Source organism: Parasphingopyxis sp. CP4 (genome assembly GCF_013378055.1).
Taxonomy (GTDB): domain Bacteria; phylum Pseudomonadota; class Alphaproteobacteria; order Sphingomonadales; family Sphingomonadaceae; genus Parasphingopyxis.
The window spans coordinates 2405654-2427678 of sequence record NZ_CP051130.1 but is presented as its reverse complement, the minus strand read 5'-3'; the positions used below and the strand labels follow the sequence as shown (position 1 = coordinate 2427678).

Below are 22025 nucleotides of genomic sequence, written 5' to 3'. Positions count from 1 at the left end.
ACAAGTTCAGCATGACGCGCTGTACTACCCGCTCCACCGTCACTTTCGACTGGCGACATTCGGCGTGACGCTTCATACCGTTAGGCAAAAGGCACAGAGGAGATTCGACGATGGCAGTTGCAGATCAAGTACCGACAGATTCAGGCTTTGTCGCCAAGACCGATGGAGCGGATGTCATCAAGGGGATCGACCTTGCCGGCAAGACCGCGATCGTCACCGGCGGCTATAGCGGCATCGGGCTGGAAACCGTTCGCGCGCTGGTTGGTGCCGGGGTGAATGTGGTGGTTCCCGCGCGCAGCCGGGAAAAAGCCGAGACCAACCTTGCCGAGATTGATGGCGATGTACGGGTCAGCGACATGGATCTGGGCGATATCGGATCAGTGACCCGCTTTGCCGAAGAGATGACGGGATCGCTCGATACGCTCGATATCCTGATCAACAATGCCGGGATCATGGCGAACCCGCTCACGCGTGTCGGCCCGGGCTGGGAATCGCAATTCGGCACCAACCATATGGGCCATTTCGCGCTGACCCTCGGCCTGATGCCGCTGCTCGAAAAAACGCCCGGCGCGCGCGTCGTTGCCCTTGCTTCGACCGCACACAAGGTCAGCGATGTGCATTGGGACGATATCCAGTTTGAAAATCACGACTATGACAAATGGCAGGCCTATGGGCAGGCAAAAACCGCCAATGCTCTGTTCGCCAATGCCCTCAGCCGGCGCATGCGCGATAGCGACGGACTGGCGTTCGCGGTGCATCCGGGCGGCATCTTCACGCCGCTGCAGCGCCATCTCCCACTGGAGGAGCAGGTTGCGCTGGGCTGGCTCAACGAGGATGGCAGCCCGTCCGATCTTGCCAAGATGGGCTTCAAGACCCCGGCCCAGGGTTGCTCCACATCCCTATGGGCAGCGACTTCGCCCAAGCTCGACGGCAAGCCCGGCGTCTATTGTGAGGATTGCGACATCGCCGCGCCCACCGACACTGAAAGCCCGATGGCCCGCTATAGCGGCGTTGATGCGCATGCCTGTAGCGATGAGAATGCGGAAAAGCTCTGGGCGATCAGCGAGAAATTGCTGGACGAGGCGTAAGGCGGAATTGTGACGCAAGTCTCGTTCAGACTGATTGTATCTGTCACGCTGGCAGCCTTCGGCCTTTCTACGCTGGCTGTGGCCCAAACTAATGATGACAGAGAAATGTTCAGGTCGGATTCCAATTGGCAAACCGACTATGGCTATCCGCGATGCCGAGTTCTGCGAACATTCACCGATGGCGACCAAACGATATTCTTGATGATGGATCGTAGCGTTCCACCAGATCGCTTCACGATGACGATTGGTGGTGTCAATATTCCGAGGCGACAGGCCTGGAGCGAAGTCCAGATAATCGCACAGCCACAAGCAACATCCATCGAAGCACAGTCTCTTCGCTACCGTGCGAGTGGTGATCTGGAGGAGGCTATCCAGATCCCGTTTGTTTCGACCAGTTTCGCGGCCAACTGGTCCGACGAGCAGATCCTGGAAATCAGATTGCAGGGCAATCAACCCGTTCGAATTCTGCTAACCGACATGCAAGCATTGTTTGCGTCGTGGGAGAGCTGCCAGATCGAGCTACTTGAGTTGGTAAACTGGAATCTCATTCGAACTGGTGAGATCCCGGAAGAGTTGCACGCACCACAAGACAGCCAAGCACGAGCGGCGACACCTCGGTCCAATCCCGGACAATGGATACATTGGGGCGATTATCCACCCTCAGCGATTTTGGATGACGCAGAAGGCACTATTCCTTTCATTCTTTTCATATCCGATACTGGAGAAGTAACGGACTGCGCCATATTGGAAACGAGCGGCGATGCGTCTCTAGACGCTATTGTGTGCGGGGCGCTTACCGCCCGAGCAACTTTCGAGCCAGCAACCGACGAGTCTGGTGAACCGGTAAGAGGGACCTACCAATCACAGGTTCGTTTCCAACTGCCGTGACACGACCTTGCCCTTATGAATGAAAGCTGCTCGGCAAAAAAGCCCCGGCACGAACCGGGGCTTTTAAAATTGCGATATGAGATCATTCCCTCTCCCCTTGTAGGAGAGGGTTAGGGTGAGGGGTGCGCTTTCACCGAAAGCGCGCCGAGCTAGGCTCGGCCCACCCTCATCCAACTTCGCCTAATGCGCTGACGCGCAAAGGCTTCATATCCTTCTCCCATCAAGGGAGAAGGAGGCATCCGTTAAAGCTTCTCGGTCAGTTCCGGAACGGCGTTGAAGAGATCGGCCACGATACCATAGTCGGAGACCTGGAAGATCGGGGCGTCTTCATCCTTGTTGATCGCGATGATCGTCTTGGAATCCTTCATGCCGGCGAGATGCTGGATCGCGCCGGAAATGCCGATCGCGATATAGACTTCCGGTGCGACGATCTTGCCGGTCTGGCCGACCTGATAATCGTTCGGCACATAGCCCGCATCAACCGCAGCCCGAGACGCACCGATACCCGCGCCAAGCTTGTCCGCCAAAGGCGTGATGACTTCTTCGAACTTCTCGCTCGAGCCCAGCGCCCGGCCACCCGACACGATGATCTTCGCGCTGGTCAGTTCCGGACGATCGCTTTTGGCAATCTCTTCGCTGACAAAGCTGGAGAGCCCGGCATCACCGGCGCCCGAAACCGCTTCAACAGCCGCAGATCCGCCTTCGCTCGCGGCCTTGTCAAAGGCCGTACCACGCACGGTGATCACCAGTTTCTCGTCCGAGCTGGTGACGGTCGCGATTGCGTTGCCCGCGTAAATCGGACGCGTGAAGGTCTTGTCGCCTTCAACCGAGAGAATGTCAGAGAGCTGCATCACATCGAGCAGCGCAGCGACGCGCGGCGCGATATTCTTGCCGGTCGTCGTGGCCGGCGCAACGAACGCATCATGGCTGCCCATGAGATCGGCGACGAGCGGCGCAACATTTTCCGGCAATGCATTGGCATAAGCGGCATCGTCGGCAAGATGCACGGTGGCAACGCCAGCAACCTTGGCGGCCTGGTCAGCCACGGCCTGGCAACCGGAACCGGCAACCAGCGCATGCACTTCACCGAGCTTCGAGGCGGCGGTTACCGCAGCAAGCGTCGCATCCTTCATCTCGGCATTGTCATGTTCGACCCATACGAGCGTCTTCATTATGCGACTCCCATTTCTTTGAGTTTGGCGACCAGCGAATCCACATCTTCGAGGATCTCACCGGCTTCGCGCTTCGGCGGCTCGGCCACGTGAGACGTGGTGAGGCGCGGCGCGGTGTCGACGCCATAATCGGCAGGCGTCTTCGTATCGAGCGGCTTGGACTTCGCTTTCATGATGTTCGGCAGCGAAGCATAGCGCGGTTCGTTGAGACGAAGATCGGTGGTGATGATCGCCGGCAGGTTGAGTTTTACCGTCTGCAGGCCGCCATCGATTTCGCGCTTCACATCGACCGTGCCGTCAGCGACTTCGATCGTATTGGCGAATGTGCCCTGGCCCCAGCCGAGCAGTGCGGCGAGCATCTGGCCCGTCTGGTTGCTGTCATCATCAATGGCTTGCTTGCCGAGGATTACGAGCCCGGGCGCTTCTTCGTCGACAACCGCTTTGAGGAGCTTGGCCACGGCGAGCGGCTCAACCTCGTCATCGGTTTCGATCAGGATGGCGCGGTCGGCGCCCATCGCGAGGGCTGTGCGCAGCGTTTCCTGCGCCTTGGCCGGGCCAACCGATATGGCGACGATTTCTTCCGCCTTGCCGGCTTCCTTGAGGCGGATCGCCTCTTCGACCGAAATTTCATCGAACGGGTTCATCGACATTTTGACATTGGCGAGATCCACGCCCGAACCGTCGGACTTGACCCGCGGCTTTACGTTATAATCGATCACCCTTTTCACGGGCACCAAGATTTTCATCGTCTCATTCCTCCTGGGCCTGTTCTGCTTGGCCCTTTACGTTCACGTAAACGTCACTAGCATGCTGCGCTGCAGCAAATCAACAGTTTTGCCATCTCGTTCCCGCAAAAACGGGGTGGCGATCGCTATTTCTGCACCTGCTCCACAATCTTGCGTGCGGCATCGCCGAGATCGTCAGCGCTGACGATCGGCAACCCGCTATCGGCCAGGATCTGCTTGCCCTTGGCGACATTGGTGCCTTCGAGCCGGACCACCAGCGGTACATCAAGCTCCACTTCCTTGGCCGCAGCGACAATGCCCTCGGCAATGATGTCGCAGCGCATGATCCCGCCAAAGATATTGACGAGAATGCCTTCGACCGCCGGATCCGACAGGATGATCTTGAACGCGGCCGTCACCTTTTCCTTGGTCGCCCCGCCGCCAACGTCGAGGAAGTTGGCCGGGAAAGCGCCGTTCAGCTTGATGATATCCATCGTCGCCATGGCCAGACCCGCGCCATTGACCATGCAGCCAATATTGCCGTCGAGCTTGATGTAAGCGAGGTCGTGCTTGGACGCCTCAAGCTCCATTGGGTCTTCTTCGCTCTCGTCGCGCAGCTCTTCCCAGTCCGCATGGCGGAACTCGGCATTGGTATCGAAGCTCATCTTCGTATCGAGAACGAGCAGCTGGCCATCATCGGTTTCGACCAGCGGGTTGATCTCCAGCATCGCGCAATCGAGCTTGACGAAGGCATCATAGAGATTGGCGGTCAGCGCGACACAGGCATCGGCGAGATCGCCGCTCAGTTCCAGCGCATCGGCCGCCGCGCGGCCATCACCATCGGTAAAGCCGGCGATCGGATCGATGGTGATCGTCGCGATCTTCTCCGGCGTGTCATGGGCGACCGCCTCAATATCCATGCCGCCTTCGGTCGAGACGACCATTGCGACCTGGCCCGACGCCCGATCGACGAGCAGGGCGAGATAATATTCTTCTTTGATGTCGACGCCATCGGTGACGTAGAGGCGATTGACTTCCTTGCCGACATCGCCGGTCTGCACCGTCACCAGCGTGTTGCCGAGCATCTCTTCGGCATCGCTGCGAACGTCGTCGACCGATTTGGCGAGCCGCACACCGCCCTTGGCATCGGGGCCCAGCTCCTTGAACTTGCCCTTGCCGCGACCACCCGCATGAATCTGCGCCTTCACCACATAGAGCGGGCCCGGCAATTCTTCGGCGGCGGCGACCGCCTGATCGACCGTGGTTGCGGCGACGCCCTTGGGAATGCCGACACCGAATTTGGCGAGCAGTTCCTTGGCTTGATATTCATGGATGTTCATGGCGGCTAAGCGCTCCTGAATGGCATATATGAGTCGAAAGGTTCGTGGCGGCTAAAGCATAGTCACCGGCGGATGGGAAGACCCTCAAGTCGAGGCGACCTGAGCGCGCAAACCGCTCCGGACCGTCCGGCCAGAAGCAGTACCTCGCGATCCTGCAATCCGCGCGTGGCATCGACAAATTCGCCGATCGTCAGATCCGCCACTTCCCGATCCCGAAAGATGCTGAGCGAAGAGAGCGCCCAGAGCTGGCGATAGCTGAGCCCTTCAGCCAGCCGTTCGGCCATGCAATCGGCGACCGGCTCCGCCAATCCCGCCTCGACCAAGGCCGTGCGCATCCGTTGCTCGGGCGTTCCGTAAATCAGGAAAAACCCGAGGACGCCGACGACCAACAGCCCGATCAGCGAGACAATGATCCGCTTCATGCCTTGCTCTCCTTGCCCCATTCGGCCGGGCGTTTTTCAAGAAACGCCTTGATGGCTTCGCGATAATCGGCCTGGCCCATCATCTCATTGAGAAGCACCCCGGCATCGCGCACCGCCGCGCCGACATCACGATGCTGGTCGAGCCAGAATTGCCGCTTCGACTGGCGCAGCGATTCCGGCGATACGCGGGTGATGAGATCGATGGCATAAGCGCGCGCCTCCTCGACCAGCGCATCAGCCTCGCAAAGCCGATGCACCAGCCCCATCTGATGGGCTTCGTCGGTCAGGAATTTGCGGCTCGAGAGCAAGAGCTCGAGCGCATGCGCGCCGCCGATTAGCCGCGGCAACAGCCAGGACAAGCCATATTCGGCCGGCAGGTTGAGCGGGCCATGCGCAGTGGTCAGCTTGGCGCCGGACACCGCAAAGCGCACATCGGCATAGCAGGCAAGCACCAGCCCGACCCCGGCCGCCGCACCGTTCAGCGCGACGATGACCGGCTTGGACAGCGCAAAATGATAGGCGAAATCTTCGATAAAGGCCTCGAACTCGCGCGATCCCGGCGTCACCAGATCGGGCGTCGTACCCGGATCATAGCCGCCGCGTTCCGAATGACCTTCGAGCGCCTGCGCATCCCCACCGACACAGAACATCCGCCCCGCGCCAGTGACCAGGATCGCGCCGACGTCTGTGTCGCCTTCCGCTTCGCCGAGCAGATAGCGATATTCGCTGTGCATCCGGCCGGTCCAGCCATTGCCGCGATGCGGGCGGTTGAGCGTGATGGTCGCGATGCCGTCGCGCACCGCATAGAGCGTCGATTTCAGTTCCATGGCCGCAAGGATTAGGCGATCCGCCCGCGCCGCGAAAGTGCACATCGCATCTGGCATGGCGCGCCGCGCCTCTCTATATCAGCGTCATGTCCTGGTATTATGGCCTGCTCCTGTTTTTCGGCACCGTGCTCTTCATGGAAGGCGTCGCCTATGTCGCGCATCGCTGGGTCATGCATGGTTTTGGCTGGTTCCTGCATGCAAGCCATCATCGGCCACGCACGGGCAATTGGGAGCTCAACGATCTCTACGCGCTGATCTTTGCCATACCCTCCTTCGTGCTGCTGCTCGGCGGGGTCCAGCTGGGCTGGTGGCCGGGCGCGACCTGGATCGGCGCGGGCATTGCTGCCTATGGCGCCATCTATTTCGGCTTTCACGACATCATCGTGCACAAGCGGCTGAACCATCGCTACATCCCCAAATCCAACTATATGAAGCGGATCATCCAGGCCCATCGCCTGCATCATGTCGTCGAGACCAAAGAGGGCACGGTGAGCTTCGGCTTTCTCTACGCGCCCAAACCCGAAGCGCTGAAGGCCGAATTGAAACGCCGCGGCCATGCGGGCGTCCGCGCGCCAATCGGCACGTTCCGCGAAGACGACCGCCAATCGGAATTGATCTAGCCAGTCAGTATTTTCCGATAGGCAGCCACGACACTTTTTTCCCGACAGGCAAAGGTCACATACTCTATACTTGTGTCGGTCTCCAGAAACGCACGGACTTCGCGCACGGCAATCTCCGTCGCAGACATCACGGGGTAACTGAAGGCGCCGCAACTAATTGCCGGGAAGGCGATGCTTCGCACGCCATAGTCCACAGCCAGCGCGAAACTATTGCGGTAGCATTTCGCCAATAGCTCGTCTTCGCCACGATCGCCGCCGTGCCAGGCAGGGCCGACAGTGTGGATCACTTATCGGGCCGGTAGATCAAATCCGGGTGTGATTCGCGCTTCGCCGCGCGGACAGCTGCCAATCTCAATACAGGCTTCGAGCAATTTCGGCCCGGCGTTGTAATGAATGGCACCATCGACCCCGCCACCGCCGCGCAAGGATTGGTTTGCCGCATTGACCACGGCATCGACCTCCAGCTTTGTAATATCGGTCCGTTCCACGCCCATTCGTTCGTCAGACATCGATCACTCCAATCCTGCAGCACCCGGAATTCAGCGCCGTTACCCCATCGATAGCCGATGATTGCTATACTGGCTCGGCAACAGTCGGAGATAGCGCACCACGCTGCGGCGCATGCGGTAATGCAGCGCTATGCCGATGGCGCCACTGCCGATCAGCGCGACAAACAGCGCCGCGAAAAAGCTGTCCGCGAAATAGGCGGTGAGCGTCGCGATCAGAACAAAAAGGCCGAGCACTCGCCCATGATGCGGGTTGCTAATCGTATAGGCGAGGGTGCCGGTCTCACCGAGCGGCATTTCAAAGCGAACCGCCCCGGCCATACGCACCGAAAAATCCATCCGCCCGCCGGTGCGGCGCAACTCGGTACGAAACCGCTCGAACCAGCTTAGCTTGCGACTGGCCCGTAGCGGCACGGCCGAGAAGATCTTGAAGCCGTCGCCCGCCAGTTGGTCCGGCAAGCGCGCACGCAGCTGATCGACAACGCCCGGGCGATCAATTGTCAGATGGCCGGAAAATTCCATGCCTAAACAGGTGGGGCGAAACGATCACGATTCAATGCCTGTCGCCAGCTCTTGAACAGCCAGCCCAGCTTCTCGCGCCGCGTCGTGAACACGCGCTCATCGAGCGCCGCCTCGCCCTTGGCAGAGACTTTGCGGGCGATATCGCCGTAAATGCCGGCCGCGGCGAGCACCGCCCATGCCGAACGGAAGGAGAGCGCGGCGGTGCCCTGGCGCGCGCGATCCTCATAACCCTCCGCCATTCCCGCAAGCCGCTGGGCAAGGCTGGCGAGCGCGGGACGGTTGCGCGGATCGCGCAGCTGTGCCGGATCGATAGTCTTTTCCGCCAGCCATGCCCGCGGAAGATAGCAGCGGCCATTATCGGCATCTTCGCCAATATCCCGGGCAATATTGGCAAGCTGGAAGGCAAGCCCCAGATCACGCGCGCGATCCAGCGTTTCCTGCTCATCGGGCGCAACACCCATGACGATCGCCATCATCTGCCCGACGACACCGGCGACATGATGACAATATTGGACGAGATCATCTTCGGACTGCGGCACCCAACCATCGGCATCGAGCGCAAAGCCCGCGATATGGTCTTCGATCATTGCAGGCGGGATGCCGCATTCCTTGGCGACGAGCCCCAGCGCATCGAAGCTTGGATCGCCGGTGCGCGCACCCGATAACGCCGAAGCTGTCTTCACCCGGATTTCGGCAATGCGCGCCGCGGGATCGGCGACGACCGACATATTATGGCCCAGCGCCTGCCCATCGGCGAGATCGTCGCAACGACGGCACCAGGCATAAAGCAACCAGGCCCGCTCGCGCGTTTCCAGATCGAACAGTTTCGACGCCATGGCAAAACTCTGCGACCCGCGCCCGATCGTCTCGCGCGCGGCATCAACCAGAGCAGCACGGTTATTCATGGGGACACGCCCCATGATATTGTCAGACCTTCGCTGCGCTCAGGCGCGGCGCCGGCCCGCTCCCGCAAGGAAGTTTCTGACAAACCCAAAACCATCATCAACCGCCCAGTTCTTCGAGCATCAATCCGGCGGTCGCTTTCGCGCTACCGACAACGCCCGGGATACCCGCGCCCGGATGGGTTCCGGCGCCGACAAAATAGAGATTATTGACGATATCGTCGCGATTATGAACGCGGAAATAGGCGCTTTGGGTGAGGATCGGTTCGAGGCTGAACGCGCTGCCCTGATGGGCGTTGAGATCGCTCTGGAAATCCTTTGGCGTGTACCAGAATTTGGTCTTCACCCGCTCCTTGAGGCCCGGGATCAGCCGCGCTTCGATATGATCGAGAATGCGGTTGGCATAATCTTCTCCAATCTCATCCCAATCGGCCGGGAATTTGCCGAGATGCGGCACCGGTGCGAGCGCATAAAAGGTCGAACAGCCTTCGGGCGCCATCGACGGATCGGTGACCGTCGGGTGATGGAGATAGAGCGAGAAATCCTCGGCCAGCACGCCATGATCGTAAATGTCCTTGAGCAGTCCATCATAGCGCGGGCCGAACAGGATCATGTGGTGCGGGATGCCCGGCCAGCTGCCTTCGACGCCAAAGTGCAGCACGAACAGCGACGGCGAATAGCGTTTGCGCATCAGGCTTTTCGTTGCCCGCTCGCCGCGCTTCGTACTGGTCAGCAAATCGCGATAGCTGTGAACGATGTCTGCATTGCTCGCCACGGCGTCAAAATCGTCGCGCCAGCCACTCTTGCAGGCAAGGCCGGTGACCCGCTCGCCCTTGGTTTCGATCGCGGTGACCGGATCGTCGATCCGCACCGTGCCGCCAATCCGTTCGAAATGGGCGACCATCCCGGCGATCAACCGGTTGGTGCCGCCCTTGGCAAACCAGACCCCGCCATCCTTTTCGAGCTTATGGATCAGCGCATAGATGGAGCTGGTTTTCATCGGACTGCCACCAACGAGTAGCGTGTGGAAGGAGAGCGCCTCGCGCAGCTTTTCATTTTCGACGAAGCTGGAAACCATCGAATAGACCGACCGCCAGGCCTGTTTGCGGGCGAGCGCCGGTGCGGCCTTGAGCATTGATTTGAAATCGAGGAACGGCACATCGCCAAGCTTCACATAGCCTTCCTCATAGACCCCGGCCGAATATTCGAGAAAACGGCGATAGCCTTCGACATCCGCCGGGTTGAGCTTGTCGATCTCGCGGGTGAGGTCGACCTCGTCATTGGAATAATCGAAATTGGTGCCGTCCGGCCAATTGAGCCGGTAGAACGGAAAGACCGGTTCCAGCTCGACATCATCGGCCATGTTCGCCCCGGTCAGCTCCCAGAGCTGGGTCAGGCATTCGGGATCGGTGATCACTGTAGGGCCGCCGTCAAAGACGAACCCGTCTCGCTCCCAGAAATAGGCACGCCCGCCCGGCTTGTCCCGGCCTTCGATAATTGTCGTGTCGATCCCGGCCGATTGCAGGCGGATGGCCAGTGCCAGTCCGCCAAAGCCTGCGCCGATTACGGCTGCCTTGGTCATTTACGTCCACTCTTTCGTCTTTGGTTTTTCAGTATCGCACCCATGCCGCGCCGGATGGGGATTGGCGGTTTGCCGGATAGGATGCGGAGCTTGTCGGTTGCGCGGCTGCGCCCAGCGTAAAAGCGCGCGATCAGCGCAGGCTTCAACCGGTAGAACCGTTCGAGGATCTTGTAGCGATTGGCGGTGTCCGCGCCATAAAACATCATCGCGTCGAGCATGCGATAGAAGCTCGCATCGCGCCAGCCCTGTGCCGCGCGCGCAAAAAGCCGCCCGTGCAGCGGTTCGCCGGGCAGGTCAGCATGATCGGCAATGAAGAGCGCGCTGCGCACGGCCTCAGGGAGCGAATAGCCGGTCACCGGGTGGAACAGTCCGGCCCGCACGCCCGCTTTCGGTACCGCACCGGTGGAGCGCCAATATTCGCCAAATGCGCCGTTACAGACCACCGGGAGGACGCCTTTTTCGCGATGGACAATGCTGGCAACGTCCCAACCCTGCGCCTTGGCATAATCGAGAACACGCTGCTCAATCGTCTCCGCATCAAGCTCGGGTTCGTCGCTGTAATAGGTGTCCTCGACAAAGATGCGTTGGGGGCCAAAGGGCAGCGAATAGACAAAACGATAACCGTCAATCTGGTCTACCGTCGCGTCCATGATGATCGGGCGGGAGAGACTATGCGGCGCGGTGAGCTCGAGCTCCAGCCCGACAAATTTCTGCCAGCCGCTATCGAGCGTATCAAGATCGCCCGCGCCGCGGCAATCGATCACCGCATTGGCGGCAATCTCACGACCATCCTCGAGCACCACATGATCGTCGCTCGCTGATGCAACACGCACACCGGTCTGGATCGCGTCACCCGGCAGTGTTTCGCGCAGCACGGAATCGAACTGATCGGATCGGATCGAATGATAGGCCATCTGTAGCGTGCGGCTATGGGCCGGGAAGCGCACTTCATAATTGTCCCAGCGATGGGTGATCAGCGGTTCGATAAGCGCCATGCCAGCCGCGTCGACATCGCCTTCGAAAAAGGACCAGATGTGATTCCCACCGAGGACGCTATCGGCATCGATCAGGCGCAAGCGGATATCCGGGCGCGCGCGGTGCACGGCGAGCGCGATCAACCCACCGGCCAGCCCGCCGCCGAGAATCGCAATATCGCAGTCGAGATTATGGCCGGAATCGGCCGCTGCATGACCCATGGAGCAGCGCTCTACTCCAATGACCGCACGGCGAACAGCCTGTTACTCGGGACAGGTCTACCAAAGGGCGTCTACCATGCTGCACTTGCACAATTTTCCCGCCGCGCTATGCCGTTTGGTGAATGGCAAAACCGGGCAACCGGCGCTGTCATTTGACTGCACGCCGGTAACGGGAATGCGGTGCGGGCTTATCGGCCCAAATCCGCGGCTATCCCTGTAACTGTAAGCGGCGAGCGCATCCTGCACGCAGCCCGAAAAAGGCTGCAGCCACTGGGGCAACCTGGGAAGGCGCAGGCGGCGCGATGACCCGCGAGCCAGGAGACCGACCGACGCGCGTCGCTCTTGCCCGGCTCAGGGATTGGCCAGGCGCGGAACGGTTTCTGTCTGAGCGACATGAAGCGGCTGGGGCCGCACCGACCTGTGAGGGCGGGCATGGCATGCCGCGCGTCTTCACCGGATGGCCGCGCATAGGCGTGGAGCCCCTGCCGATTGTCGCTCGGCATGCGGAGACCGACTAAACATGACAAAACTCACTCAAAGCGTGGCGGTTGGCGCCCTGTTGCTGCCCATCGCCGCAACAGCCCAACCATCGCCGGATGACGGCGGCGCAACGCCGCTTATCGTCACCGGAACCCGGGCACCCGACCCGGTACCAGCCGATCAGGTCGGCGGATCACTGACGGTGATCGACCCGCAAGCCCTCGTCCAGCGACAAGCGCGCGAGATCAGCGATATCCTGCGCGATGTGCCGGGGCTCGCGGTATCGGGCATCGCCGGCCAGACCCAGGTTCGCATCCGCGGCACCGAAGCCAATCATACGCTGGTCCTGATCGACGGCATCGAAGTGTCCGATCCGTTCTTCGGCGAGTTCGACTTTGGCAGCTTGGCGATCGACCAGGCGGCGCGGATCGAAGTTCTGCGCGGTCAGCAAAGCGCGCTCTACGGTTCCGACGCAATCGGCGGTGTTATCCACTATATAACCCTGTCCGGTAGCGAAGCGCCGGGCGTACAAGTACGCGCAGAAGGCGGATCGTTCGGCACGTTCAACACCGCTGCCCGCTATGCCGGTGTCGCCGGAGATTTCGACTATGCCCTGTCGGCCACCTATTTGGGGACTGACGGTACGGTCGGTACGCGCGGCGGAACGCGTGACCTCGACAAGACTAGCGCCGCGTTATCCGTGAACACCCGATGGACACCGGCCCCCAATGTGCGCCTGCGCTTTGTTGGTCGCTGGTCGGAAACCGAAAGCGAGTTCAATAATCAGGACTTCCTGGCCGGCAGCCCGACCTTCGGGTTCGCGGTTGATTCACCGGGCACCTATGTCGAAAATGAAGCCATCTACGCACTGGTCGGCGGAGAGGTTGACCTGCTCGATGGCCGCTGGACGCAGGCGATCACCGGCCAACTCGCCGATATCGACCGGGTCGGCTTCAGCAATGACATCGAGAATTCCGGCAATGAAGGCAGCCGGCTCAAAGCCTCTTATGTCTCAAGCCTTCGCCTTGGTTCGGAACGCGTACGCCACACCATTACCTTTGCCGGTGACTGGGAGCGGGAACGGTTTCGCAACACGACACCCGGCGGCTTCGCCTTTACCGGGCGCCGACAGGTTCGCAATTTCGGCCTGGTCGCCGAATATGGGTTGGTCGTCGATGAACGGCTGGCAATTGGCGCTGCCATACGCTGGGATGACAACTCCCTGTTCGACGATACGACCAGCTATCGCGTACATGGCAGCTATGCATTTGATTTCGGCCTGCGCGCCCGCGCCGCCGCCGGGTCGGGGGTCAAGAATCCAGGCTTTTTCGAACTGTTCGGTTTTGTCGATGGGCGCTTCATCGGCAATGCCGCCCTGCAGCCGGAACGCTCCGAGGGCTGGGAGATTGGCCTGGAGCAGGAACTGGCCCAGGGCGTGGTCACGATCGGCGCGACCTATTTCGAAAGCACGCTGGACGATGAAATCTTCACCGATTTCCCACCGCCAGACTTTCTCGCCACACCGGCCAACCGAACGACGGAGTCCCGCCAGCATGGTGTTGAAACCTTCGTGCGCGCACAGCTTGGCCCGCAATGGCGGATTGATGCGAGTTACACACGATTATCGTCGCGCGAGAATAGTGTCCGCGAAGTTCGCCGGCCCCGGAACACCGCCAATATGGCGATCGCCTGGACGGCGCCGGAGGAGCGCGGCGGCCTGACGCTGGTGATCCGGCATAGCGGATCGCAGACCGACAACGCCTTTCTCGATCCCTCCTTTGTGCCGACAACCGTAACGCTCGATGCCTTCACCCTGGTCTCGCTCGCCGGTTCGCTGCGGATTGCCGAAGGTGTCGAACTGACCGGCCGGATCGAGAATCTGTTCGATGAAAACTACGAACAGGTTTTCAGCTTCGCCAATCCTGGCATCGGCGCTTTTGCCGGCGTCCGGGCACGATTCTAGCGGGAGGATGAGATCATGACAGACAATAACATCACCCAGAATGACTTGATGCACAGTGACTGGGCCTGGCCGCCAACATTTGCACTGGCGGCGGTCGGCGGCAGCGTCGTGGCGGGGTGTATGATGCCCTTCGTCGCCATCGCGACAATTGCCGCGGGTACGCTCGACCTTCGCCGCGGCCTGATCACCATTGTCGCCTGCTGGATGGCCAACCAGATCATCGGCTTCGGCCTGATGGGCTATCCAGTCGATGCGCCCACCATCGGCTCGGGCTTTGCGCTGTGCACATCAATGCTGATTGCCTTTGCCCTGGCCCGCCGGTTCGGCAGGCCCGGCATTGCAGGCTGGGTTGTCACTGGCGTGATGGGTTTTGTTGCCTATGAGATTTCGCTTTACGCCATGGCTCATCTGTTCGGTGGTACGGACATGTTCACGGCCGAGATCATCATGCTGATCGGTACGAATGAGCTGGTCTGGTTTGCCGGCCTGTTGGTTGCACATTCCGTGCTGGCCCGCGCACTGCCCGGACAGTTCGGGATGCCGCTACCTGCACGCACCGCATAATGGACCGCGATCTCAAGCTCGTATCGCTCCTTCCCAGCGCCACCGAAATAGCGGTGGCGCTGGGATTGGGCGATAATCTGGTCGGGCGCTCGCATGAATGCGATTTCCCCGCGCCGGTGAAATCCGCGCCCATTTGCACCTCAACCCGGCTCGAAAAGGGATTGCGATCGATCGAAATCGATCAGCGGGTTCAGGAGATCGTGACGCAGGGCCTCTCGCTCTATGAAGTCGATGCCCCGCTGCTGCGTGGCTTGTCTCCCGATATCATCCTTACCCAGACGCAATGTGCGGTCTGCGCGGTGACGCCGGACGATCTCACAGACGCCCTGGCCAACTGGATGGGTGATCCGCCAAAACTGATCTCAACCGCGCCGGACACGCTTCACGATGTTTGGGGCGATATTCGTGCAGTCGGCGCGGCGAGCGGACGCGAAAGAGAGGCCAGTCGGCTGATCCGTGATCTCAAGAACCGGCTCGCAGTGCTTTCCAGATCGGTGCCCGCTGAAACGCCACGGCCGCGCATTGCCGCAATCGAATGGTTCGATCCCTTGATGGCTGCCGGCAACTGGGTTCCCGAACTGATCAGCATTGCCGGTGGAGAGTCCTTGTTCGCCACGCCGGGCGAGCATTCCGATTTCCTTGCCTGGGATGATCTGGCCGCAGCCGATCCGGATATAGTGATCCTCATGCCATGCGGATATCAGATCCCGCAAAGCCTGGCCGATATTGAAGCCGTCGAAGGCGCGGCGCATTGGGCGAATCTCCGCGCGGTAAAAGCCGGCCATGTCTATATCGCCGACGGGCATCATTTCTTTAACCGGCCCGGCCCGCGGCTTGTGGAATCGGCAGAGATAGTCGCGGCGATCATAGAAGACTGGCGGGGTGCGGGACACCCAAATCCGGGACATTGGATGCGTTATTCCGGGTGACGGGAGCGGGCGGCAGGGCTATTGAACCGGACATGTCCGGCAGCCTTACCGCGATCCTCCTGTCCGCACTGGCGATGACAATCATCGTTGGCGCGCGTTATTTGGCAGCGAGCGGGCTGTTCGCCTGGCTAACCGGAAAGGTCCGTCCGGGTCTCTATGCAAGCCTGCGGCCGCAGATCGGGAGCGAGATATACTGGTCGCTGTTGAGCGCCGCGATTTACGGAATCCCGGCCGGGATCGTTGCCTGGGGCTGGGACACTCTGGGCTGGACGCTGATCTACACCGACATCAGTGCCTATCCGCTCTGGTATGTACCGGTGTCGATTTTCCTATATTTGTTGGCCCAGGATACATGGTTTTACTGGACCCATCGCTGGATGCATCGGCCCCGCATTTTTCGGATCGCCCATGCCGTACACCATGCCAGTCGGCCGCCCACTGCCTGGGCAGCGATGAGCTTTCATCCGATTGAAGCGCTGACTTTGGCAATATTCATACCGTTGCTCGTTTTCCTCATCCCCATACACATTTTCGCTTTGGCTATCGTTTTGACCATTATGACGATAATGGGGGTGACAAATCACATGGGCTGGGAGATTTTCCCTAGGTTCATAGTCGAGGGGGTAGCAGGACGCTGGCTGATAACAGCAAGCCATCATCAGCGGCATCATGCAGACTATAGGTGTAATTATGGGTTATATTTCCGGTTCTGGGACCGGCTCTGCCGGACAGACACGGGATTGGGCAGTTTCGAACAAGAAGGCCGCAGCGGCCGCAGCGGCGTTTCTCCTCCTCACGGGGGTCAGCCCGAGCGGCCAGCTTGAGGTCAATGTCGAAGAGCTGCGATCCGATAACGGTCTCCTCCATGTCTGCGTAACGCGCGACGAATCCCACTTCCCCGATTGCGAAGATGATCCTGCCGCCGTGCGCGAGACATTCCGCGTCGCAGATACGCAATCCGTGCAGTTCTCCAACCTGCCCTCGGGCGATTATGCGATTGCCATATTGCACGATGAGAATGGCAATTCGCGGCTCGATCGCTTTGCCGGGATCCCGCGCGAAGGCATTGGTTTCTCCCGCAATCCGCGCTTTTCCTTTGGCCCACCGCGCTTTTCCTCGGCTCGCTTCCGACTGGGCCGTCGCGGCGATGTCCAGCGCATCCGGATGCGCTACTTCCTCTAACGGTAATTTCCGATGCATAAGGCGGACGTGCCGAACGAACCGTCTGAAGATGCGCCTCTCCGCAAGATCATCCATATCGATATGGATGCCTTTTACGCATCCGTTGAACAGCGCGATAATCCGGAGCTGCGGGGGAAGCCTGTCGCCGTTGGCGGATCGAGCGGGCGCGGCGTTGTCGCGGCGGCATCCTATGAGGCCCGCGAATTTGGCGTGCGATCCGCAATGCCATCGGTCACCGCAAAGCGGCGCTGTCCGGACCTGATCTTTGTGCGCGCGCGCTTCGATATCTATCGCGCCATTTCGAACCAGATCCGCGGCATTTTCCGCAACTACACGCAGCTCGTCGAGCCGCTGTCGCTGGACGAGGCCTATCTGGACGTGACGCGGTATCGCAAACTGCCGACAGCCACCGCTATTGCCGAAGAAATCCGCGAACGGATCCGCGATGCCACCGGGCTCACAGCGTCGGCGGGCGTCTCCTACAATAAATTCCTCGCCAAGATCGCCTCAGACCAGAACAAGCCGGATGGCATCTGTGTCGTCACGCCAAAACAGGGGCCCAGATTTGTCGCCCGGCTGCCGGTGCGCCGCTTCCATGGCGTCGGCCCCAAGACAGCGGAGAAGATGAAGCGGCTCGGCATCGAGACGGGTGCGGACCTGCGCGAGCAATCCGAAGAATTTCTCCGCGCCAATTTCGGCAAGAGCGCTGGCTATTTTTACCGTGCCTCGCGCGGAATCGACAATCGCCAGGTCAAACCCAATCGCGAGCGCAAATCACTGGGTGCCGAGCGCACCTATGGCGAAGACTTGCATGACCGCGGCGCGATGATCGCCAAATTGGACGAGATTGTCGATACGGTCTGGGAACGCGCGGAAAAATCGGAAAGCTTCGGCCGGACGATCACCCTCAAGCTACGCTATGCCGATTTCGAGACGCCGACCCGGGCCCGCTCGCTCGATCATCCTGTCGCCAGCCGTGACGCGCTGTTGACGGTCGGTGTGGAGCTCCTCGACACACTGATCCCGGATAGCCGCGGCGTGCGATTGCTCGGTCTTACCATGTCGGGCTTTGGCGAAAAGGATAGCGAAGGCTCCGATCCGGACGAACCCGCACAGCTTGGGCTGGAGCTTTAACCGAGCCGGGTTCATAAAGTCGGCGAGCATCGCCAAAGGAGAGACTGTCATGTCCGGCAAACCCGCCATTTTCCCGGTTACAATCGGCAGCCTGGTCCTGGCGATTACCGCCGCATTTCACTTTACGGGCCATGCAGAAATTTCCGCATGGGTTGCCGAAACCGGCGATCAGGGTTTCTTTGCCCAAGCGATCCCGACAATCTGGTTGTTCCCCACGGTGCATTGGATGGCGATCGCGATCGGCCTTGTCGCAGGCGCCTGGTTCACCGTGGCGGGGCTCCGTAGCCTGCTGATCGCGTGCGCGCTTTTGATCGCCGCAGATGCTGCATTGATTGTCTATGCAGTCGGGCCGTTTATTGGCAGTGCAATGCTGCTGGCCGCCGCGCTTCTCTACGGTTTTGCCGCGACACGGTTGAAGACAATCTCCTGAGCCTGTCCGCCCAAACCGTTTGACTCAAATCAATGCGGGTCGCCATGCTGCGCGGAAAGGTGCTGCCTGAGGAGAAGTGAGATGGATATGCCAAGCCAGAATACTGAAGCCCGCCAGGATGCGACCCATGTCGATGTGTTGGTTGTCGGTGCGGGGATTTCCGGCATCGGCGCTGCATGGCACCTGAAAGATCAATGCCCGGGCAAAAGCTTTCTGATCCTTGAAAAGAAAGACACGTTCGGCGGCACCTGGGTAACCCACACCTATCCGGGCATCCGGTCCGACAGCGATCTTTATACCTTTGGCTATCGCTTCAAGCCCTGGACCTCCGCCCCGATCGCCAGTGCCGAGGAGATCCTCAAATATATGGGCGAGGTGATCGAAGAAAACGGCATCGATGCGCATATCCGCTATGGCCACACCATTACGGCAGCGCATTTCTCCCGTGCCGATAATCTATGGACCGTCGAAGTCACCGAAAACGCAACCGGCGAGCAGAAGATCTTCACCGCCAATTTCCTCTGGATGTGCCAGGGCTATTATAATCACGAACAGCCCTTCACGCCCGAATGGGATGGCATGGATGACTATAAGGGCGAGATTATCCATCCCCAGCTCTGGCCCGAAAATGCCGACCTGAAAGACAAGCGCGTGCTCGTGATCGGATCGGGCGCAACCGCGGCGACGCTGGTTCCCGCGATTGCCGGTGATGTCGACCATGTCACCCTGCTTCAGCGCTCCCCGACCTATTTCTTGCCCGCGCCCAACGCCAATGAGCTCGCTGATACGCTGCGCGAGATTGAGATTGATGAGGACATTATCCATCCGATCGTCCGCAAGAAGAACCTGTTCGATCAACTGCAATTGACAACACGCTGCAAGACCGAGCCCGAGGTGGTGAAGGAAGAACTGCTCGACGGGGTGCGCGAATTTTTAGGCCCTGACTATGATATCGCGACCCATTTCACACCCAGATATCGACCCTGGCAGCAGCGGGTCGCGGTGGTGCCGGATGGCGACTTGTTCCAGGGCATTGCGAGCGGCAAGGCAGATGTCGTTACCGATACGATCGATCGCTTCACGGAAAAGGGCGTGCTCTTGAATTCGGGCGAAGAGTTTGAAGCCGATATCATCGTCACGGCAACCGGCTTCAACCTGTCGGTGCTCGGCGATATCCCCTTCTCGGTCGATGATGAGCCGGTCAGCTGGCCCGAAACGATCACCTATCGCGGCATGATGTTTACCGGCGTGCCGAACATGGTCTGGATCTTCGGCTATTTCCGGGCGAGCTGGACCTTGCGGGTCGATATTGTCGCGGACTTTGTCTGCAACCTGCTCAACCATATGGACCGGCATGGCGCAGACAGCGTCGAAGTGGCGCTGCGCCCCGAAGATGCGAATATGGAGATCAGTTCCTGGGTCGACCCGGATGATTTCAATCCCAACTATCTGATGCGCGACATGCATTTGCTGCCCAAGGCCGGTGACAAGCCGGAATGGCGGCACACCCAGGATTATTGGAACGAATGCGATGTCATACCGACCATCGATCCGGGCAGCAGCGAATTTGTCTATCACGGCCAGGCCGCCACCGCCGAGGCAGAAACTGAAGCGGCCGAATAGCCTCGACGCAAACGGGGCGAGCCGACATGATCGGCCCGCCCCGCCTACGGCTCGCGAAAACCTGCGTTAGAAGCCGAAAGTAGCCGCTACCCGTGTGCCGACGCGATCATCGCCGGTATTCCCGGTGACGCCCGCCGATATGTAAACCGATTCCGAAACACGCCCGGTCATCTGTCCGGCAAAGGCTTGCTGCCCGCCATAGGATGCGGCGGCAATTGTGAAGGAAAAGGCCTTGCCCGGTACAATCGTCGCGCTGCCCAAAGCCATCGCCGCAGCGATGCCGCCGGACAGCCGGTTATCAAGCTCTTCGAGACGGAAATTGGTCTGTGCAAGCCCCGCCTCCGCGGCGTTGAGCCGGGTCATGGTTTCGGCCGAAAAGTCATCGAACGCACTTTGCAGATTGGTGACGCTATCTGCGCTGGCAAGTGCTGCGCTTCCCAGCGTTCCACTTGCATCAATCGTGACCGCCTGGACCGGCCCGACCTGGGCTGCGGTCGACGCATCGATATCGCCAACCTGCACCGATGACCCGGCGGCACCCAGCACTACCTGGTTGTCTGCCGTGGTTGCTGCTCCGGCGCCGACGGCCGTGGAGCCCGCATGGACAGCCGAAGCCCCCGCGCCCAGCGCCGAACTGGCATTGCCGCTGGCCAGCGCATCTGTCCCGAGCGCGGTCGAATATTCGCCGCTCGCGACCGCGGCATCGCTATCCGCATCGCCAATCCCATCTTCACCGATCGCCAGCGCACCGATGGCTACCGCCTGCGCATCCACACCGACCGCAACGGTGCCCTGACCATTGGCCGTCGCACCCGCGCCAATAGCCGTGGAACCATTTGCTATGGCCCCCGCACCAATGGCGGTGGAGCGATCGGACTGGGCCTGCGCACCAGATCCTATCGCGACTGCGTCGTCACCCGAGGCAGTGGCCTCATCCCGGCCGGTAATGTCGCCTACGCCAACCGGTGAGGTGATGCGCATGCTTTCGATCAGATCGGCATTGGTTAGCGCCAGAGCGAGTGCGCTATCCGCGACAACACTCACCGCCGCAACCGTATTGCCCAGATTGTTGAGCTGACGGACAGTGACAGCATCATTCGGATCCTGGCCGTTCGCGACATTCACGATGCGCCGATACAGTCCAAAATCGTCATTACCCACCGATACGGTCCTGGCATCGGGCGCCCAGGAATCGGTGCCAAGGGCAATCGATTCATCGGCCTCGGCCCATGCATTCCGGCCGATTGCGATCGATGCGGTCCCGTCGGATGCCGCCTCATATCCGACCGCAATCGACGAGAGGCCATAGGCCTGCGCCCTCCCAATCGCCACGGTGAAACTGACCCCCGATTCACCGCCTGCATCGGCACCCCGGCCAAGGGCAACAGACCAGGAGCCGGTCGCCGCAGCTGCGTTGCCAAAAGCGGCACTGTTACCGCCAAATGCCAGCGCGCCTCGGCCGACAGCAGTCGACAGGTCGCCCGTTGCTTGGGATGCTTGCCCCACAGCCGTTGATTGCAATCCAGTCGCCCGAGAATTTTGTCCCAAAGCCGCCGACCGTTCGCCAGTCGCCCGAGACCCTGAGCCGATAGCCGTCGTGTTTGTACCGGTCGCTTCTGCGTTTCTACCGCAAGCGAGATTGTCGTTATCGAAGCTGTCGCCAACGTCCGATCCATCGGAATTGGCGCCGCCATTGTCGGAAACTTCATTGTTGCCAGTCAGGTCAAGCATGCAGCTATCCGCATGCGCAGCGGAGGTGGGAAGCAGCATCGCAGCGCTTATCGCGATACCGGCGGTCGACAGAAGATATTTGTGTGAAGCGATCATTTTATGCCCCTCATTCACGGTCAGGCGGAATGGATGAGTGGCGAGGAGCTGACCGCGGCACAGACGTGCAGCGGTCCGAAACAACCCGCCGTCCGGCCGGGGC

At 60.3% G+C, this 22025-nt stretch carries 23 protein-coding genes, 1 pseudogene and 1 riboswitch; of the genes and pseudogenes, 13 read left to right on the top strand and 11 right to left on the bottom strand.

Annotated elements, in window-relative coordinates:
• Positions 1-110 precede the first annotated feature (110 nt).
• Both HFP51_RS11895 and HFP51_RS11890 read left to right on the top strand, forming a co-directional pair.
• Positions 111-1088 (top strand): oxidoreductase, encoded by a 978-nt coding sequence (locus HFP51_RS11895; RefSeq protein WP_176875941.1) that lies wholly within the window; start codon positions 111-113, stop codon positions 1086-1088.
• A 9-nt stretch (positions 1089-1097) separates the two neighbouring features.
• Positions 1098-1976, top strand: a complete 879-nt coding sequence (locus tag HFP51_RS11890) for an energy transducer TonB (RefSeq protein WP_176875940.1) — start codon at positions 1098-1100, stop codon at positions 1974-1976.
• A 242-nt stretch (positions 1977-2218) separates the two neighbouring features.
• Here HFP51_RS11890 and HFP51_RS11885 read toward each other — a convergent pair whose 3' ends face one another.
• The 5 genes from HFP51_RS11885 to HFP51_RS11865 all read right to left on the bottom strand — a co-directional run bounded on the left by HFP51_RS11885 (position 2219) and on the right by HFP51_RS11865 (position 6519).
• On the bottom strand, positions 2219-3148 hold the full coding sequence (locus HFP51_RS11885) for an electron transfer flavoprotein subunit alpha/FixB family protein (protein WP_176875939.1): 930 nt from the start codon (positions 3146-3148) through the stop codon (positions 2219-2221).
• Positions 3148-3894, bottom strand: coding sequence for an electron transfer flavoprotein subunit beta/FixA family protein (locus HFP51_RS11880; protein ID WP_176875938.1), 747 nt, complete (start codon positions 3892-3894; stop codon positions 3148-3150). The genes HFP51_RS11885 and HFP51_RS11880 overlap by 1 nt, the downstream gene beginning before the upstream one ends.
• A 125-nt stretch (positions 3895-4019) precedes the next feature.
• Positions 4020-5213 (bottom strand): ADP-forming succinate--CoA ligase subunit beta, encoded by a 1194-nt coding sequence (sucC, locus tag HFP51_RS11875; RefSeq protein WP_176875937.1) that lies wholly within the window; start codon positions 5211-5213, stop codon positions 4020-4022.
• 62 nt (positions 5214-5275) lie between these two features.
• Entirely contained in the window at positions 5276-5635 is a 360-nt protein-coding gene (locus tag HFP51_RS11870) for a hypothetical protein (RefSeq protein ID WP_176875936.1), read from the bottom strand.
• Positions 5632-6519: an enoyl-CoA hydratase-related protein gene (locus HFP51_RS11865; protein WP_176875935.1), complete on the bottom strand. Its 888-nt coding sequence runs from the start codon at positions 6517-6519 to the stop codon at positions 5632-5634. Before HFP51_RS11865 ends, HFP51_RS11870 begins: the two co-directional genes overlap by 4 nt.
• A gap of 29 nt (positions 6520-6548) precedes the next feature.
• Between HFP51_RS11865 and HFP51_RS11860 the strand changes: the two genes are divergently transcribed.
• Positions 6549-7082 carry a sterol desaturase family protein gene (locus HFP51_RS11860; RefSeq protein WP_176875934.1) on the top strand — a complete coding sequence of 178 codons (534 nt, stop codon included), beginning with the start codon at positions 6549-6551 and terminating at the stop codon, positions 7080-7082.
• Here the strand turns inward: HFP51_RS11860 and HFP51_RS11855 are convergent.
• The 5 genes and pseudogenes from HFP51_RS11855 to crtY form a co-directional block, all read right to left on the bottom strand.
• A pseudogene (locus HFP51_RS11855) lies at positions 7079-7576 on the bottom strand (macro domain-containing protein). The gene HFP51_RS11860 and the pseudogene HFP51_RS11855 sit on opposite strands and share 4 nt — an antisense overlap.
• Before the next feature lie 54 nt (positions 7577-7630).
• Positions 7631-8110: a hypothetical protein gene (locus HFP51_RS11850; RefSeq protein ID WP_176875933.1), complete on the bottom strand. Its 480-nt coding sequence runs from the start codon at positions 8108-8110 to the stop codon at positions 7631-7633.
• A gap of 2 nt (positions 8111-8112) precedes the next feature.
• A complete protein-coding gene (locus HFP51_RS11845) occupies positions 8113-9015 on the bottom strand; it encodes a phytoene/squalene synthase family protein (protein WP_255454658.1) in 903 nt (300 codons plus the stop codon).
• 97 nt (positions 9016-9112) lie between these two features.
• Complete coding sequence (locus HFP51_RS11840) at positions 9113-10594, bottom strand: phytoene desaturase (RefSeq protein WP_176875931.1); 1482 nt, start codon at positions 10592-10594, stop codon at positions 9113-9115.
• Positions 10591-11790 (bottom strand): lycopene beta-cyclase CrtY, encoded by a 1200-nt coding sequence (gene crtY / locus HFP51_RS11835; protein WP_176875930.1) that lies wholly within the window; start codon positions 11788-11790, stop codon positions 10591-10593. The genes HFP51_RS11840 and crtY overlap by 4 nt, the downstream gene beginning before the upstream one ends.
• Between crtY and HFP51_RS11830 the strand changes: the two genes are divergently transcribed.
• The 10 genes from HFP51_RS11830 to HFP51_RS11785 all read left to right on the top strand — a co-directional run bounded on the left by HFP51_RS11830 (position 11782) and on the right by HFP51_RS11785 (position 20095).
• Positions 11782-11946, top strand: coding sequence for a hypothetical protein (locus tag HFP51_RS11830; protein WP_176875929.1), 165 nt, complete (start codon positions 11782-11784; stop codon positions 11944-11946). The two genes, crtY and HFP51_RS11830, sit on opposite strands and share 9 nt — an antisense overlap.
• A riboswitch (cobalamin riboswitch) is annotated at positions 11938-12136 on the top strand. Its footprint overlaps the gene before it by 9 nt.
• Positions 12093-12308, top strand: a complete 216-nt coding sequence (locus HFP51_RS11825; protein ID WP_176875928.1) for a hypothetical protein — start codon at positions 12093-12095, stop codon at positions 12306-12308. It overlaps the preceding riboswitch by 44 nt.
• Before the next feature lie 2 nt (positions 12309-12310).
• Positions 12311-14233, top strand: a complete 1923-nt coding sequence (locus tag HFP51_RS11820; protein ID WP_176875927.1) for a TonB-dependent siderophore receptor — start codon at positions 12311-12313, stop codon at positions 14231-14233.
• Between the two features lie 15 nt (positions 14234-14248).
• Positions 14249-14797 (top strand): hypothetical protein, encoded by a 549-nt coding sequence (locus HFP51_RS11815; protein WP_176875926.1) that lies wholly within the window; start codon positions 14249-14251, stop codon positions 14795-14797.
• Positions 14797-15726, top strand: a complete 930-nt coding sequence (locus tag HFP51_RS11810; RefSeq protein ID WP_176875925.1) for a cobalamin-binding protein — start codon at positions 14797-14799, stop codon at positions 15724-15726. The genes HFP51_RS11815 and HFP51_RS11810 overlap by 1 nt, the downstream gene beginning before the upstream one ends.
• A gap of 32 nt (positions 15727-15758) precedes the next feature.
• Complete coding sequence (locus HFP51_RS11805) at positions 15759-16550, top strand: sterol desaturase family protein (RefSeq protein WP_176875924.1); 792 nt, start codon at positions 15759-15761, stop codon at positions 16548-16550.
• A 16-nt stretch (positions 16551-16566) separates the two neighbouring features.
• Positions 16567-16908 (top strand): DUF2141 domain-containing protein, encoded by a 342-nt coding sequence (locus HFP51_RS11800; RefSeq protein WP_176876668.1) that lies wholly within the window; start codon positions 16567-16569, stop codon positions 16906-16908.
• Positions 16909-16920: 12 nt separating this feature from the next.
• Positions 16921-18042, top strand: coding sequence for a DNA polymerase IV (dinB, locus tag HFP51_RS11795; RefSeq protein ID WP_176875923.1), 1122 nt, complete (start codon positions 16921-16923; stop codon positions 18040-18042).
• A 49-nt stretch (positions 18043-18091) separates the two neighbouring features.
• Positions 18092-18472 carry a hypothetical protein gene (locus HFP51_RS11790; protein ID WP_176875922.1) on the top strand — a complete coding sequence of 127 codons (381 nt, stop codon included), beginning with the start codon at positions 18092-18094 and terminating at the stop codon, positions 18470-18472.
• 81 nt (positions 18473-18553) lie between these two features.
• Positions 18554-20095 carry an NAD(P)/FAD-dependent oxidoreductase gene (locus HFP51_RS11785; protein WP_176875921.1) on the top strand — a complete coding sequence of 514 codons (1542 nt, stop codon included), beginning with the start codon at positions 18554-18556 and terminating at the stop codon, positions 20093-20095.
• 66 nt (positions 20096-20161) lie between these two features.
• Here the strand turns inward: HFP51_RS11785 and HFP51_RS11780 are convergent, their stop codons facing one another.
• Positions 20162-21922, bottom strand: coding sequence for a hypothetical protein (locus tag HFP51_RS11780; protein WP_176875920.1), 1761 nt, complete (start codon positions 21920-21922; stop codon positions 20162-20164).
• Positions 21923-22025: the final 103 nt, after the last annotated feature.